This is a genomic window from Pseudomonas hefeiensis, from assembly GCF_030687835.1.
Lineage (GTDB): Bacteria > Pseudomonadota > Gammaproteobacteria > Pseudomonadales > Pseudomonadaceae > Aquipseudomonas > Aquipseudomonas hefeiensis.
In genome coordinates this window covers 6415286-6430048 of record NZ_CP117449.1, presented here as the reverse complement: position 1 = coordinate 6430048, position 14763 = coordinate 6415286, and the positions used below count along the sequence as shown (strand labels likewise).

At 57.0% G+C, this 14763-nt stretch carries 9 protein-coding genes and 2 pseudogenes; all 11 read left to right on the top strand.

Annotated features, from left to right (window positions below):
* Positions 1-508 precede the first annotated feature (508 nt).
* The 11 genes and pseudogenes from PSH57_RS29015 (at position 509) to PSH57_RS28965 (ending at position 14721) form a co-directional block, all read left to right on the top strand.
* Positions 509-1508, top strand: a pseudogene (locus PSH57_RS29015) (IS256 family transposase).
* Positions 1509-2884: 1376 nt separating this feature from the next.
* Positions 2885-3565 carry a helix-turn-helix transcriptional regulator gene (locus PSH57_RS29010; RefSeq protein ID WP_305387039.1) on the top strand — a complete coding sequence of 227 codons (681 nt, stop codon included), beginning with the start codon at positions 2885-2887 and terminating at the stop codon, positions 3563-3565.
* Between the two features lie 246 nt (positions 3566-3811).
* Positions 3812-4876: a fatty acid desaturase family protein gene (locus PSH57_RS29005; RefSeq protein WP_305387037.1), complete on the top strand. Its 1065-nt coding sequence runs from the start codon at positions 3812-3814 to the stop codon at positions 4874-4876.
* Positions 4877-4880: 4 nt separating this feature from the next.
* Positions 4881-5852, top strand: a complete 972-nt coding sequence (locus PSH57_RS29000) for a proline dehydrogenase family protein (RefSeq protein WP_092457880.1) — start codon at positions 4881-4883, stop codon at positions 5850-5852.
* Between the two features lie 13 nt (positions 5853-5865).
* Positions 5866-7116 (top strand): ATP-grasp domain-containing protein, encoded by a 1251-nt coding sequence (locus PSH57_RS28995; protein ID WP_305387035.1) that lies wholly within the window; start codon positions 5866-5868, stop codon positions 7114-7116.
* Complete coding sequence (locus PSH57_RS28990) at positions 7117-8319, top strand: MFS transporter (protein ID WP_305387034.1); 1203 nt, start codon at positions 7117-7119, stop codon at positions 8317-8319.
* Positions 8320-8359: 40 nt separating this feature from the next.
* Positions 8360-9442, top strand: a complete 1083-nt coding sequence (locus tag PSH57_RS28985; protein WP_305387033.1) for an aminotransferase class V-fold PLP-dependent enzyme — start codon at positions 8360-8362, stop codon at positions 9440-9442.
* 662 nt (positions 9443-10104) lie between these two features.
* Positions 10105-11076, top strand: coding sequence for a tripartite tricarboxylate transporter substrate binding protein (locus PSH57_RS28980; protein ID WP_256229584.1), 972 nt, complete (start codon positions 10105-10107; stop codon positions 11074-11076).
* 80 nt (positions 11077-11156) lie between these two features.
* Complete coding sequence (locus PSH57_RS28975; RefSeq protein ID WP_305387031.1) at positions 11157-11639, top strand: tripartite tricarboxylate transporter TctB family protein; 483 nt, start codon at positions 11157-11159, stop codon at positions 11637-11639.
* 9 nt (positions 11640-11648) lie between these two features.
* Complete coding sequence (locus PSH57_RS28970; protein WP_305387030.1) at positions 11649-13169, top strand: tripartite tricarboxylate transporter permease; 1521 nt, start codon at positions 11649-11651, stop codon at positions 13167-13169.
* Positions 13170-13291: 122 nt separating this feature from the next.
* Positions 13292-14721, top strand: a pseudogene (locus PSH57_RS28965) (FAD-binding oxidoreductase).
* Positions 14722-14763: the final 42 nt, after the last annotated feature.

The following is a 14763-nucleotide window of genomic DNA, read 5'->3' as shown; positions in this document are numbered from 1 at the left end:
TTCCTGCCCCCCCTGGGTTGAGCAGCCAGCGACGTTTTCCTGCGTGCCTCATTGCTCTCGACGCAGCTCTAGGTTTTATCGAAAAAATGATCTTAGCTATTTAGCCTGAGGAAACTGTGCGTTCCTTTGTGGAAAAAACTCTTTTTATTAAAGGAAAATATTCTTCCGAAAAAGTTTTTCGGAAGTTTCCCAAAAACTGCGCATTACGAGCGGATATTTCGTTAATCGCCGAAATGCAGGGATGGATTGGCTGCTATGGCTTGAACAAGATGCTTCATAGGCATACTAACTATCCGTTAAAGGAGGTTTTTAGATCGTGTCCCAGGAAGTGGTGTAACTGAACCAACCGAAGGTGCCCTGTGGGCGAAAGAGGATGGTCATCGTGGTTCTTGGCTAACGTCGAGTTTGCGAAGACCAAACACTCACCAGAGAACCCACGATGACCAAGCCCACTATCGCATTGACCGAGTTGGTTGAGAAAGGGGCAGACGCTGATCTGCTCAAGCAAATGATCCAGTTCGTTGCCCAGCGCATGATGGAGTTCGATGTCGAAGGCCTGTGCGGCGCCGGCTTCGATGTCAAAAGCCCAGACCGGACAAACAGCCGCAACGGCTACCGTGATCGCCTCTGGCAAACCCGTGCCGGTGACGTTGATTTGAAGATCCCCAAGCTGCGCCAGGGCAGCTATTTTCCCGGCTTCCTTGAGCCTCGACGCACCGCAGAGAAGGCAATGGCGGCGGTCATTCAGGAGGCCTACATCCAGGGCGTTTCAACGCGCTCGGTGGACGAGCTGGTCAAGGCTATGGGCATGACTGGGATTTCCAAGAGTCAGGTATCACGGCTGGCAGGTGAGATCGATGAGCGCGTTCACGCTTTCCTTGATCGTCCGCTTGAAGGTGACTGGCCCTATCTCTGGATCGATGCCACCTACGTCAAGGTGCGGGAGGCCGGGCGCATCGTCTCGGTTGCCGTAATAATCGCCGTGGCCGTGAACACAAATGGTGGTCGTGAAGTCTTGGGCATGCGCGTTGGCCCTTCCGAAGCTGAACCGTTCTGGACGGACTTTCTGCGCAGTCTCATGAGGCGCGGGTTGCGCGGCGTGAAGCTGGTCATCTCCGATGCCCACGAAGGCCTGAAGGCAGCTGTTTCCAAGGTCTTCCATGCGACCTGGCAGCGCTGCCGCGTCCACTTCATGCGCAACGCCATGGCCCATGTTGGCAAAGGTCAGCGCACCATGGTGGCGGCTCTGCTGCGCACGGTCTTCGCTCAGGACAGCCGTGCCGAGTGCCATCAACAATGGCGTTTGGTCGCTGATCAACTGCGCGAGAAATACCCCAAGATCGCGGCCCTCATGGACGGCTGCGAGGATGAAGTGCTGGCGCACATGGCGTTTCCCAAGGCTCAACGCCGAGATCAAACGCCGCACCGATGTCGTGGGGATTTTTCCAAACGATCCGGCCATAACGCGGCTGGTGGGGGCAATGCTGCTGGAGCAGAATGACGAGTGATGACTGCAACGACGTTACATGCAGTTGGAAGCCTTCGAGGCGGTCAGCGATAATCCACAGGCCAAGCTGTCGGCCGTGATCAACTAAACGGCAAGCTCAATGGCTAGAACCATGATGAGTTACACCACTTCCTGGACACGATCCTTGAGTATGACCACGCCATAATTCTCCATGCCGACTCGCTTGATGCGAAGGATTTGTATGTCGCTATGACCCCGGGGAGCGAAATCGTTAACCATCATCGGTACAGGTCGACACTTGCCAGCATAAGGCATAGTTTATGGCCCCGAGAAAAAACCAACCAAGCGATGCCTGGATGGAAATACATTCTGATGCCGCGCTCGGAAAACGTGCGTCTTGGCATCACACGTTGTCAATGCTTTTCCGGTATCTACCATAGTCGAGGTAGAGGTGCAGGTTGCCGTCGAATTCAGGGCGGTGTGGGTCGCTGCCTGTGGGGTGGTTAGGAGGGTGCGCATGTCCGCAGGCCATAGGCTACTTCGCCGGTGATCCTGCGTGTGGGCTGCCAGTGGGCGGTGGTGATGCTGGTGGGGGATGGGCGTTACTACCCGAGTCGATTACATGAGTGCACGATGACGGAGTGGCTCAATGCTACCGGTGGAATATATCCTGCTGACTATAATTTATAGTCGGTAGGATATATTCGGATATTAACTCTGGACCGGGATGGCGATGCACTATAAAAGGTGCGTTGCTTCCAAAAGAGTGGCCTCTCCATCGGACACGTCGACGAGGTTATAGGTTCTCAACCGTCATAGCTCCAATGTGCTTGCGCTCGGCGCATTTTTGTTTTTTATGAATAAAACTTTTTAAAATCAATTGTCTGCATGTTTTAGACAGACTTTATTTAGTAGGTCGAACGCTAACACCCCATAAAAATGGGGTTGCGACAGACTTTATTTCTGATCAGCCCACCGGTTAGCCCTTGTAATTGCTGGGCTCGATCCGACAGACTTTATTCCGTGGGATCAAGGGCGACTCGCTCGATCATAACGGAACAGGAAAGCGGCTGGCGGCCTCGCGTTTGAATTCAGTGGAAACGGAACGAGGTTGTTGGTCATCAAACACCTCTATACGTCGAGCGTTCTCGTTTCGCGAGGTGTTCGAAGCGCAGAGCGCCTGACTAGAACGGGCCTCGCCTGCCCACTCTCGGCTCCTTGTCGGAGCACTGGACAAGGCTGGTAGGGCATGTTCTATTCTTGTCTTTGATTTGGGAAATTTCCTACAGGGTGGTTCGACTCTGATGAGGTGCTTCAGGATTAAAGCGCCTCCTCCAGATCGCTAGTCTCCGCCGTTGTCACTTATCAGGGATGATATTCATGCGAAGCGATAGTCCAACCGATAACAACGCGCCCGTGCAGCCCGTCGACGTGCACCAATTGCTCGATGCTGAGCTGAGCAAGCGTGGCCTTGGGCATTTCGAGGTCTATCAGTGCGGGCCGACGCTGGATGAAGCGGAAATCATCACCAATTATCCCGATGCGTTGGACCGCGGTGACTCTGCGGATGACTTCTACCAACGCGGTCAATTGCTGTCTTTGTCCAAGCGCCGCATAAAACCGTTTTTCTGGAGCGATGAAAACATTCTAGCGCCCGCAGCACAAGCGGTCCCGGTGCCGGGGCCCTGTGCACCCGTCGGCGAGGGAGCCAGTTTTATCGTGCATGGCAATCGGGGTTTTTATTCCATCCTCAACCTGTGCAGCTTCGGCGAACACCAGCAGTTTCGCGAGAGAGTGCTGGCTAACAAAAGTGAGCTGCAGATGCTGCTGGTCTCGGTCTACGACGAGGCCTTGGAAAGCGACGTAGCCGTGCGCCCCCCAGTTTTACAGGAAACTGTACTCACGCCTCGGGAAACGGAGGTATTGTCCTGGACCAGCCTGGGCAAGACCTATAATGAAATAGCGCTCTTGGTTTCAATGAGCCCGCGCACCGTCAAGTTCCATATGAAGAATATCTTCAGCAAGTTGGATGTCACCAACGGAAAGTCCGCAATTTGCAAAGCCTTGCAACTGGGCTACATCCGCGAACAGGCCTGATCAGCAGGCATTCCCATCTGCCAGTGCGACGCCAACCGGTGAATTTTCACCGGCTGGCGTGTGAGTGCGCGCGTGATTTGGCCCTACCTGTCTAAAAGGGCAGCTTGTTCGCGATCAAGCGGTGCTTTAGTTTTTTTGCAGCCGATGGGTCTAGCTCAGGCAAACAAACAATAGCCGCAACCCCTGAAAAACTTAGCCCAGCAATGAGCCTGGTGTTGCAGCGTGCCGCTTAATTATGGAGTGATTATGCTGGTCGATAAAAACAAAGAGCCTGCTGGCGAATACGCTGTGGGTATTTCCCGTGAAACCTTCGGAATGCTCAAGCATCTGTGCAAGAAGGATAACTATCACTGGGCCATAGCGCTGGGTAAGGACTATGCAATCATCGTCTTTGCCATCTACCTGTCCCTGGGTGTCAGCTACTGGTTCTATCCGCTTTCGCTATTTCTGATCGGTACCACCCAACGTGCCCTGACGAATGTGCTACACGAGTCAACCCACAAGGTCTTGGCGAAAAACCGCGCGATCAACTGGTTCGCCGGTACATTTCTCTCGGGCTACCTGGTTTTCCATCTGTATCAGTCCTACAGCACATCGCACATCAAGAACCACCATGTGCACTTGGGGCATCCGGAAAAAGACCCTGACTACAATTTTCATCTCAAATGCGGCCTATACGACTTGCAACAGAGCGAGCATGAGTTTTTCTTGAAAAACGTGGTGATGGCGCTGTCCGGCTACAGGACCCTTCAGTACATCAAGTATGTGGTCAAGGACCGGGTCCAGGGCCAGGACCCCCGCATCCGCAATGAACGCAGAGTGATGTGGGCCTACTGGGCGGTGATTCTGGCGGTGGCCGTCTGGTTTGGCGTGGTCGCTGAACTGGTGCTGTTCTGGCTGGTACCGCTATTCACCACCGCCGTCGCCGTAGGCTGGATCATCGAACTCGCCGAGCATTATCCGCTGCCTGCCGCAGAGACCGACAAGCTCTTGCTGACGCGTAACCGTAAAGGCAACGTGCTGGAGAACTTCTTTTTTGGTCGCCATGACGATAACTATCACCTTGTGCACCACCTGCACCCGTCGATTCCCCATTGGAATATGCGCAAGGCACATAAGCTGCTGATGTCCCACCCTGAGTACGCGCGCTGGGACAACATGTGGGCCGGTATTTTTACTCGCGACCGCCATAGCCGCCACAAAGAGACCCTCCTCAGTTACGCGGCCAAGTTCCGCGCCTACAAGATTGCCAATCAAGGCGACGATTCGAGTTTCGCACGTCGCATGCTCAACCTGGCTTACGGGGTTTAACGCCATGAACATTACTGATAACAGCTTGCTGGCTACCCTGGCCCTGAAGAAACTGGCGGCGAACAAGACCTATCGTGACTTGTTCCTGGCCAGCGAGACGCTGCGTGATTTCCTGCGGCCTGCAGCCCTTCGCTACATCATTTCCGAAGACCGCCTGGAGATGCTCGACAAGCTGGCTGCCCTGTTGGGAAAAGGCTATCGCACGGGCGTCGAGTTCGTCGGCGAGGAAGCGACTACGTTGGCCGAAGTGACCACTGCAACCGACGAATACCTGAAGCTGATCGACTTGATCGTGCAGCATCCCAAGCTCGGCGAACCACCTCAACTGGGGTTCGACCTGTCTAACGTCGGCACCATCATTTCTCGGGAACTGGCGATCGAGAACTGCTCGAAGATCCTGACCTATGCGGCCGACAAGAATGTCGGTGTGATCATCAGTATGGAGCGCTCCCAATGGACGGACTCGATCCTCGATATCTTCCTGCAACTGATCGGGCGCTTCCCCAACGTGGGGATCACCCTGCAGGCGCAGTTGAACCGAACCTCGGATGACCTGGGGGCGGTCCTGGAAACCGGCTGCAAAGTGCGCCTGGTCAAAGGCGTCTATGCTGAGCCTGCCGCGATTGCTTTGCCCCGCGGCGAGGCCCTCAACGAGCGTTACCTGGGGCTGCTGGACCGGATCAATGGCGGTCGTGGGCAGTTTGCTTTCGCGACCCAGGACCCGTTGCTGATTGAAGAAATCCTCACCAGCCACATCGCCGACCGCGGCGAGCTGGAGATGCTCCACGGCGTGCGCCCTGAACTGATCAAGGCGGTAAAAGACCAAGGCCAGGTCAGGGCCCGGGTATCGGCGGTGTATGGCACCAACTGGTACTTGCATCTGCTGCACCGTGTGGCTGAGTTTCCGCAGAACATTTTCCTGGCGCTGGATGACGTGGCTTCGCCACGGGCTTCTGAAACCGCCACTCATTACTGAAAAGGACATTCTTATGAAGCAGTATGTCGCGTTGGTGGATGTCTATTCGAGCGGTAATTTCCTGCCGCAATATTTCCGGGATGCCGGTTTCAGCCTGATCCATGTACAAAGCACCCCCGAGTTGATGCCGAGCATGCTCGGGCCGAACCTGTCGGAGTTCGAGCTCAATTTGGCATTCAACGACAATGCCGAAGAGATCGTACGACGCCTGCGTGAATTCAACGTAGTCGCCGTCATTGCCGGCCAGGAGCCTGGCGTGCCATTTGCCGACTACTTGAGTGAACAGTTGCAATTGTCCACCTCCAACGGCAGCGCTGGCTCACGCGCCCGCCGCGACAAGTTTGAAATGATCAAAAAAGTCGCCGCCGCGGGCCTGTTGACGGCACGTCAGATCAAATCGTCTGACCCAGCCGAGCTGCTGGCCTGGGTAGAGGCCGGCCAAGTGTTTCCCTGCGTGATCAAGCCGCTGAGCTCGGCCTCGACCGACGGGGTTTCGATCTGCCATAACGTCGAGGACGTCAAGCGTGCTTGTGAGGAAGTGGTGTCTAACCTGGATATCTTCGGCTTGGCCAATACCGAGATTCTTTGCCAGTCCTACCTCAAAGGCCCGGAGTACATCGTCGATACCGTCAGCCGTGATGGGCAGACCTACGTCTGTGGAATCTGGCGCTACGTGAAGCGCGAAATAAGCGGCGGCAAGAACATCTATGACCGCGACGTGCTGATTGCCCCGGACAGTGCCGAAGCCAATGTGCTGGTGGACTACATCGTGCAGGTACTCAAGGCGCTGGGTATCAATAACGGCCCGGCCCATTCGGAAGTGATCCTCACCGAAGCCGGCCCCGCTCTGGTGGAAGTCGGTGCTCGTTTGAACGGCAACATGGAACCCAAATTCCATGACATCAGCCTGGGCGGCAACCAGGCACAGCTTACCTACTTGGCGTACTGCGACAGTGAGGCGTTCAAGGCAAACTACGCCGGCAAGCGCTACCACAAGCTCAAGGAAGCCTGTGTCATCAACACCGACACCACGCTGCAAGGTGAGGTTACCGGATTCAATGAAGCGGCCATCCAGCTGATTGAGGGGCTGCCCTCGGTGCATAAGCTGAGCGTCAAATACAAGGCTGGCAAGCTGATGAAAAGGACCGTGGACCTGCTCAGCAGTCCGCTGCGGGTGTTCCTGGTATCGGAGAGCCAGCGCGATATCGACCAGGATTACGAGCAGATCCGTCAATACAAAGACAACGTCTATGTGATCCGCTGAATGATGGACACTTATCGCACGTTACGCGGGCTCAATGCTCGCTTGCAGCTACTGTTCCTGATCACCCTGGTGTTCCGCATGGGCACCATGGCGTTCCCTTTCTATGCGGCGTACCTGATTCATCAGCACGCCATATCGGCGGGCACCGCAGGCTTGTTGGTGGGCGTCTATGGCGCGGGGGCGTTGTTTGTGGACTTGATCATCGGCGGGGTGATCAAGCGGTGCTCCGCCAATCGGGTGATCCTCGGTTCGTTGCTGCTCAACGCGCTGCTGCTGCTGATCATTCCGTCGGTGGATAACCCTGCGGTGCTGTTTGTGCTGTCGTTTCTGTGGGGCGCCTGTTATGAGGCATTCACCCCCGCGACGTTCTCCGAAACAGTCAGCCATAGCAGTAGTGAGTCGCGCAAAGTGGCGTTCTCTTGCAATCGCTTGGCGATCAACATCGGCATGGCGATCGGGCCACTGCTGGGCAGCTTGATTTTCCTGAGTAACGCCGACGCGGTGTTCTACATCAACGCGGCGTTGTCCCTGGTGGCCTTCGTTGCCTGCCTGTGGTTCGGACGTGCGGTGCCGGTAGCCCAAGGGGCTGCCGTCGTCAGCAAGGGCAATGGGTTGCCGGAGAGTGCACTGCACGAGCGCTCGCGCTTGCTGGTGATTTTACTGGCAGCATTGCCGGTGCACATTGCCTATGCGCTACCGCCGACTTTCCTGTCGGCCTACATCATCAACTACACCGAATTGCCGGCGTACTACGTCGGTATCATTTTTTTCGTCAATGCACTGTTGGTGATCGTGTTCGAAGTGCCGATCAACCAGCGTATGTCGCACCTGTCGAGCAGCCGGTCGCTGGTGGCCGGTTTCCTGGTGGCCGGTGTGGGGTTCTTCCTGATGGGCTTCAACCATATCGGCGCATTGTTGCTGGTGGCCACCGTGTTCTGGAGCCTGGGGGAGATGATCGTGTTTCCAGGCATCACCCACTACGTCAGCAGTATCTCCAGCCGTCATACCGTGGACCGCAACCTCGGCTATTACTCGGCGGGGGTCAATATCGGCGTGATGCTCACGCCGTCGCTGGCGTTCATGCTGGTGTCACAGCCATCCTTGCCTTCGCCGTGGCTGCTGGCGGGCACGGTATTGCTGTTGTTCGCGGTGGCGGTGGGGGTAATGAAAGGGTCGACTGTCTTGTGGAACAAGGAAGCGTGAAATGAATGTGGTGCATCTGAACACTGCTGGTGCGGGACTTATGTCGTCGGCTACTCTGAATGCGATCCAGCGTTTTACCGCCATTGAGGCGCAAATGGGCAGCTATGAGACCGAACTGGCCTACGAAGAATTGCTCAACGTCGACCTGTATCGGGTGGCGGCCCGGCTGTTGAATGCACAGCCTTCGCAGATTGGCTTTTTCAGCAGTGCCACGCAAGCCTGGACCAGCATTCTCAGCAAACTGCAATTCCCCCGAGGTAAGCGGGTTTGGGTGTCGACCTCGGAATACGCGGCGAACCTGATCTTCTTCAACTACCTCAAGCTATCGCGTGAGATCCGCGTCGAAGTGATCCCGACCACGGCCACCAGCCCGCTGGACTTGGAATGGGTGCAACGGCATTTGGACGAGGATGTGTTTCTCGTCAGCGTTTCGCATCTGCCCTCGTGCTGCGGGGTGATCAATCCAGTGGAAGCGCTGGGGGCGCTGCTCAAAGGCTCGAACGCGCTGTATGTGGTGGATGCGTGCCAGTCGTTGGGGCAGTTGCCGCTTGATGTGCGCGACATACGCTGTGATCTACTGACGGGCGCGGGCCGCAAGTTTCTCTGCGGGCCCCGTGGCAGTGGGATTGCCTACGTGTCGCCCCGGCTGCTTGGGCAGTTGCAGCTGAATTTTGCCGATTTGCACGCCGCCAGCACGGATGGCCAGGTCAACCGGGTGGACATGTCCGGCGCGCGGGTGCTGGAGATCGCTGAAAAGAGCTTTTCGGCGCTGGTAGGGTTGCACACAGCGTTGCAGGAGTACGTGCAGGTGGGCGGCGGACAGGTGAGCGCGGAGCCCTATGCGCTGTTGGTGCAGGAGCTGCGGCGTCTGCCGCAGTTAACGCTTATGTGTGACCAGTTCAAACAGAGCGCGATTGCCTCTTTCGTGCCGCACAACATGCCGGCCCAGGCATTTGTCCGCCAGGCCCGCGAGATGGGGCTAAACCTATGGGCGGGCACCGCCGCCCATACTCCTTTGCTGCTCAAGGACCTGAATGCCACACACTTCGTGCGTGTCTCAGTGAGCCGGCACATCACCCTCGCCCAGATTGAACAGGCTCTGGTGACCCTGCGGAGTCTTTAGCTGCGGCCACTCACTGGGCGGCGATGGTTTAGCCGTCAAAGGCGCTTTGCTGCATTTTTCTGGAAGCCGCGGAATCCGTAGGGGGGGTGTGACAATCTTTATTCTCGCGGGACAAGAGTGGTTGGCCCCCTGCGTCTTGATATTACCGCTGGCTGAACCCATGGCCCGCTCCGGACCGCCCCGGTGATTGCCGCTCGTCTGATCTTCACACTGCCTCTGATCTCATGAGCGTAAACATGAGGCGATGTCGCCTCTCTCTCGCTGGTTCAGCAAATATCCGCGTTGACAAAAATTATTTTAGATGACGATAATCGGCCAAGTCGTACGACAACGTATGACATAAAATAATAAAGCAACGCAGGCCCTGCTATGCCATTCGCTCCGACGGCTCATCAGCATCGCTCTCTGCCCATTCTGCATAAACGTAGAAGGGCGCATCTCTTCTCGCTTATGCATCCCAGCCAAGCGTTCCATGGCTTTTCAGACAGCCCTACTTGTTCGACTCAACCAAATTCCTTACATCGTTCGCCTCCTGCTGCGCTCCAGTCTGGCATTGGCGCTGCGCGCGGGTTGGCAATACGCCCGATTCATCCTCGCGACACCCACACCCACACCCAACTCCCAACCAACACCTTCTACGGCAGCATCTCTGGAGAACAATAATGAGAAAAACACTATGCGCCTCTCTCGTCGCTTCCTTCTTGAGCCTCACCGCCGGAGCGGCCGTTGCCGCTGATGCGAGCGACTGGCCGACACGCCCGGTGCAGGTGGTGGTCATTGCCAACGCCGGCGGCGATACCGACTTCAATGCGCGGATGATGGCCAAGTACTTCACCAAGCTCACTGGCAAGTCCATGGTCGTCACCAACATGGCTGGCGGGGGCGGCACCATTGCCGCCGACGCGGTCAAGAGCGCGGCGCCAGATGGCAACACCATTCTGTTCACCCACACCGGTCAGATGATCGTTAACGAAGTGGCAGGGTTGTCGGAAGATCGCTTCGACGCGTTTGATGTCTCCTGCATCGCCGGCGTCGATAAAGGCGCGGTGTTCGTCTCTGCCAAAAGCTCGGGTATCGACACCCTCGATCAGTTGATTTCACAGGCCAAGGCCAAGCCAGGCACCATCACCTACGGCACCGAGATGGGTAACTTCTCGCACCTGCAAGGGTTGATGTTCGAGAAGCTGGCTGGCGTCAAACTGAAAATGGTCGACAGCGGCACCGTTTCGGAAAAAGTGGTGGCTTTGCTGGGCAAGCGCATCGACCTGGGTGCTATCAGCTATGGCTCGGTCCAGGACTACATTGCCAGTGGCAAGATGACCGCTCTGGGGCAGCCTAACGCAGAGCGCAACGCGCTGCTGGGTGACGTCAAGACGTTCAAGGAGCAAGGTGTGAATCTGATCCTGGACAAGCCTTACATCGTGGCTTTCCCGAAAGGCACAGACCCGGCCATCGTCAAGAAAATGGCCGACACCATGAAGAAAATCACCGAAGAACCTGAATACGCTGAAGAGCTGAAGAAATCCTTCAAGCAGCCTGTCAGCTTCCAGGGCACCGAAGAAGCCATTGCTACGCTGACCAAGACCCGTGACGACTTCATGCAGTTCAAGGACGAGATGCGTAAAGCCAAGTAAATCCTGGGAAACAGGATGGGGCGCTTACCGTATTGGTAAGCGCCCATTTGCTCGGCCCTTCAAGTGAAAGAGGATCCTGTATGGATACCTACAAAAGAAATGAATTGTTCGCCGGCCTGGCGATGCTCGGTGCTGGCGTGGCGTACCTGCTGTTGACCGCAAACCTGCCGCGCCGCAGTTTCGTCGACGCCGCTTTCGTACCCTGGATTCTCTCCGGCGCGCTGTGCCTGTTGGGTGTGTTGCAATTGCTGGCCTGGAGAAAACTGCCCCAGCAACGTGCCGAACCTGTCGAGCCTGCCGAAGCCGCTGAGTCGATCGATTACCCGACCGTTATCAAATCCATTGCCCTGGTGACGCTCTTCACCGCGCTGTTGCAAATTGTCGGTTTCGTGATCATGACCACGCTTTACCTCTACGCCCAATTCATCGTGTTGACCCCCGCGGATCAGAAGGTCAAGCACGGGCTTTATGCCGTGATCGCGGTCGTTTCAGCGGGTTTGATTTTTGTGATCTTCCGTGAGGGCTTCGATTTGCTGCTGCCCGCCGGTCTATTGGATTTCTAGGGGACGGTGATGATTGAGCTCCTGCAACAAGGCTTTGGTGCCGTATTCACGCCCTATGTATTTGTCCTGATCACCCTCGGCGTTGCTGTGGGGATCGTCTTCGGTGCGGTGCCCGGCCTCTCGGCTACCATGGCCATCGCCCTGTGCTTGCCGCTGACCTACTCGATGGGCCCGGCAACAGGCCTGTCATTGCTGGTTGCCCTGTTTGTCGGCGCCACCTCGGGAGGGTTGATTTCAGCGATATTGCTCAACATACCGGGTACGCCGGCGTCCATCGCTACTACGTTCGATGGTTCGCCGATGATGAAAAAGGGCCAGGGTGTCAAAGCCCTGGGCATTGGCGTGGTGTTCTCGTTCCTCGGCACGATTTTCAGTATTGGCGCCTTGATGTTCATTGCTCCGATCCTGGCTGACGTGGCTTTGAGCTTTGGTCCCCACGAATATTTTTCCATTGCCATTTTCTCGCTGACGCTGATCGCCACCCTGTCCACTGGCTCGCTGGTCAAAGGCCTGTTTGCCGGAGCCCTGGGCTTTGCTTTTTCAACGGTCGGAATCGCCCCGGTCGAGGCCATCCGTCGCTTCACCTTTGACCTGCCGAGCCTTAATGGTGGCTTTGCCATGCTCACCGTCATGATCGGCATGTTTGCGGTCGCCGAAGTGCTGAAGTTCGCCGAGAGCGCCCGCTCAAGTCACCGTGCCAAGCCACAGAACATCAGCATGAAGGGCGTCAAGGGCTTTGGTTTTTCAATCAAGGAGTTCATCAGCCAACTGCCGAACGCGACCCGCTCGTCGTTCATTGGCCTGGGCATCGGGATCCTGCCGGGTATTGGCGCTGGCACCTCGAACATTGTTTCCTACATCGCGGCAAAAAAGCGTTCAAAGCACCCGGAAGAATTCGGTAAAGGCTCCATCGAAGGCGTGGTTGCCAGTGAAACCGCGAACAACGCCGGTATTGGTGGTGCGATGATTCCGCTGCTGACCCTGGGTATTCCGGGCGACACCACCACCGCAGTGATGCTCGGCGGCTTCATGATTCACGGCATCCAGCCTGGCCCCCTGTTGTTCATCAGTCAGGGATCGCTGGTCTACACCATCTTTGCCGCGCTGATCCTGGCCTCGTTGCTGATGTTGGTGCTGGAGTTCTACGGACTGCGCATCTTCATCAAGTTGCTTGCTGTGCCTAAGCACATCCTGTTGCCGATTATCCTGGTGCTCTGCGTAGTCGGTGCGTTCGGTCTGAACAGCCGAATCTTCGACGTCTGGGCGGTGCTGCTGTTCGGCCTGCTGGGCTATGGCTTCGTCAAGGGCGGCTTGCCAATTGCGCCGTTCATCATTGGCTTCATCCTCGGGCCCATGGCTGAAACCAACCTGCGTCGCGGTCTGATGCTCTCGGATGGCAACTTCAGCGGCTTCCTGACCACGCCGATCTCGGCGGTCTTCCTGGCCCTGGCAGCGGCGTCTGTCTCCTGGCACTTGGTGACAGTGATCCGTCACAAGAAAAGTGCCGCCATTGAGCTGATGCGCAGCTAGTTCACCTCACTCGGTCGCTTCCACTGCTGCAACGCACGATGTGCGCTGCAGCAGCCGTATTCAAACGCCCGGAGATAGCCATGCAAACCCCCAATCCCCTCCCTCCGGCCGATCTGGATCCTATGGTCTGGGACACGTTGATCCAAAGCATCGAGCAAGCGGTCGGTGCGGCGGGGCTGGTGCGTGATCCTGAACTTATGCACAGCTACCTGACGGACTGGCGTAACGCTTATCAAGGCCGAGCCGCATTGGTGGTGCGCCCAGCCACAACCGAAGAAGTGGCGGCGGTGGTGCGGCTTTGCCATGACGCCGGGGTTGCCTTGGTGCCGCAGGGCGGTAATACCGGATTGTGTGGCGGCTCGATCCCGGATTCGTCTGGTCGCCAGGTAGTACTGTCCTTGACCCGGATGAAGCGTATCCGCGAAATCGACCTGGCCAATGAAACCATAACGGTAGAGGCCGGGGTGATCCTGCAGCAGTTGCAAGAAGCCGCCAGCCAGGCCGGTCGCTTGTTCCCGCTGTCACTGGGGGCCGAAGGCAGTTGCACGGTGGGCGGCAATCTGGCCACCAATGCCGGCGGCACGGCCGTGCTGCGTTACGGCAACATGCGCGAGCTGACCCTCTGGGGCTTGAGGTGGTATTGCCGGACGGACGTGTCTGGCACGGCTTGCGAGGCTTGCGCAAAGACAACACCGGTTACGACCTCAAGCATCTGTTCATTGGCTCAGAGGGCACGCTTGGGATTATCACCGCGGCGGTGCTCAAGTTGTTTCCGGCCACCCATAGCACGGCAACTGCTTGGGTCGCACTGCCCACGCCGCAGGCGGCTGTGGACCTGATCGGGCATGTTCGCAGCCTGTGCGCCGACCGTCTGACGGGCTTTGAGATGATGTCACGACAGAGCCTGGAGTTCGTCCTGGACCATGTGGCCGGTTGCAGTGACCCCTTGCAAGGGCCACACCCGTGGTACGCCTTGATCGAATTGCGCGACACGGTGCCCGACGCGCCTTTGGACCCGTTGCTTGAAAGCGGCCTGGGCCATGCCTTTGAGGCCGGTTGGGTGATCGATGCCGTGATCGCCAGCAATCAGACTCAGGCTGCGGCATTGTGGGCTCTGCGCGAAGGTATTTCCGAGGCGCAGAATCATGAAGGTCCGAGCCTCAAGCACGACATCAGCGTGCCCGTCAGCCAGATCCCGGCGTTCATTGAGCGTACCGATAGCGCCTTGCAACAGGCGTTTCCCGGCGTACGCATTGTTTCTTACGGTCACATGGGTGATGGCAACCTGCACTACAACATCAGCAAACCGCTGGGCCATGCCGATGCTCCATTCAAGGCTCAGGAACCAGCGATCATGCAGGTCATCTACCAGATGACGAGCGCTTTCAATGGCAGCATCAGTGCCGAACATGGCCTGGGGCAAGCCAAGCCGGATGCGGCGGCCCATTTCAAGGATCCGCTGGAGATCGAGTTGATGCGTGCCATCAAGCGCACGCTGGATCCGACCGGGTTGATGAACCCCGGCAAGGTGTTTGCCACCGGGCTGGAGTGATCGATCCTGCCTCTGCTAGCCTGCCTCAATCATGGCAGGCCG

Bases quoted from the DNA above. Each gene is read 5' to 3' on its own strand.
- PSH57_RS29005 (WP_305387037.1), top strand. From the start codon at position 3,812: ATGCTGGTCGATAAAAACAAAGAGCCTGCTGGCGAATACGCTGTGGGT.
- PSH57_RS29000 (WP_092457880.1), top strand. From the start codon at position 4,881: ATGAACATTACTGATAACAGCTTGCTGGCTACCCTGGCCCTGAAGAAA.
- PSH57_RS28995 (WP_305387035.1), top strand. From the start codon at position 5,866: ATGAAGCAGTATGTCGCGTTGGTGGATGTCTATTCGAGCGGTAATTTC.
- PSH57_RS28990 (WP_305387034.1), top strand. From the start codon at position 7,117: ATGATGGACACTTATCGCACGTTACGCGGGCTCAATGCTCGCTTGCAG.
- PSH57_RS28985 (WP_305387033.1), top strand. From the start codon at position 8,360: ATGTCGTCGGCTACTCTGAATGCGATCCAGCGTTTTACCGCCATTGAG.
- PSH57_RS28980 (WP_256229584.1), top strand. From the start codon at position 10,105: ATGAGAAAAACACTATGCGCCTCTCTCGTCGCTTCCTTCTTGAGCCTC.
- PSH57_RS28975 (WP_305387031.1), top strand. From the start codon at position 11,157: ATGGATACCTACAAAAGAAATGAATTGTTCGCCGGCCTGGCGATGCTC.
- PSH57_RS28970 (WP_305387030.1), top strand. From the start codon at position 11,649: ATGATTGAGCTCCTGCAACAAGGCTTTGGTGCCGTATTCACGCCCTAT.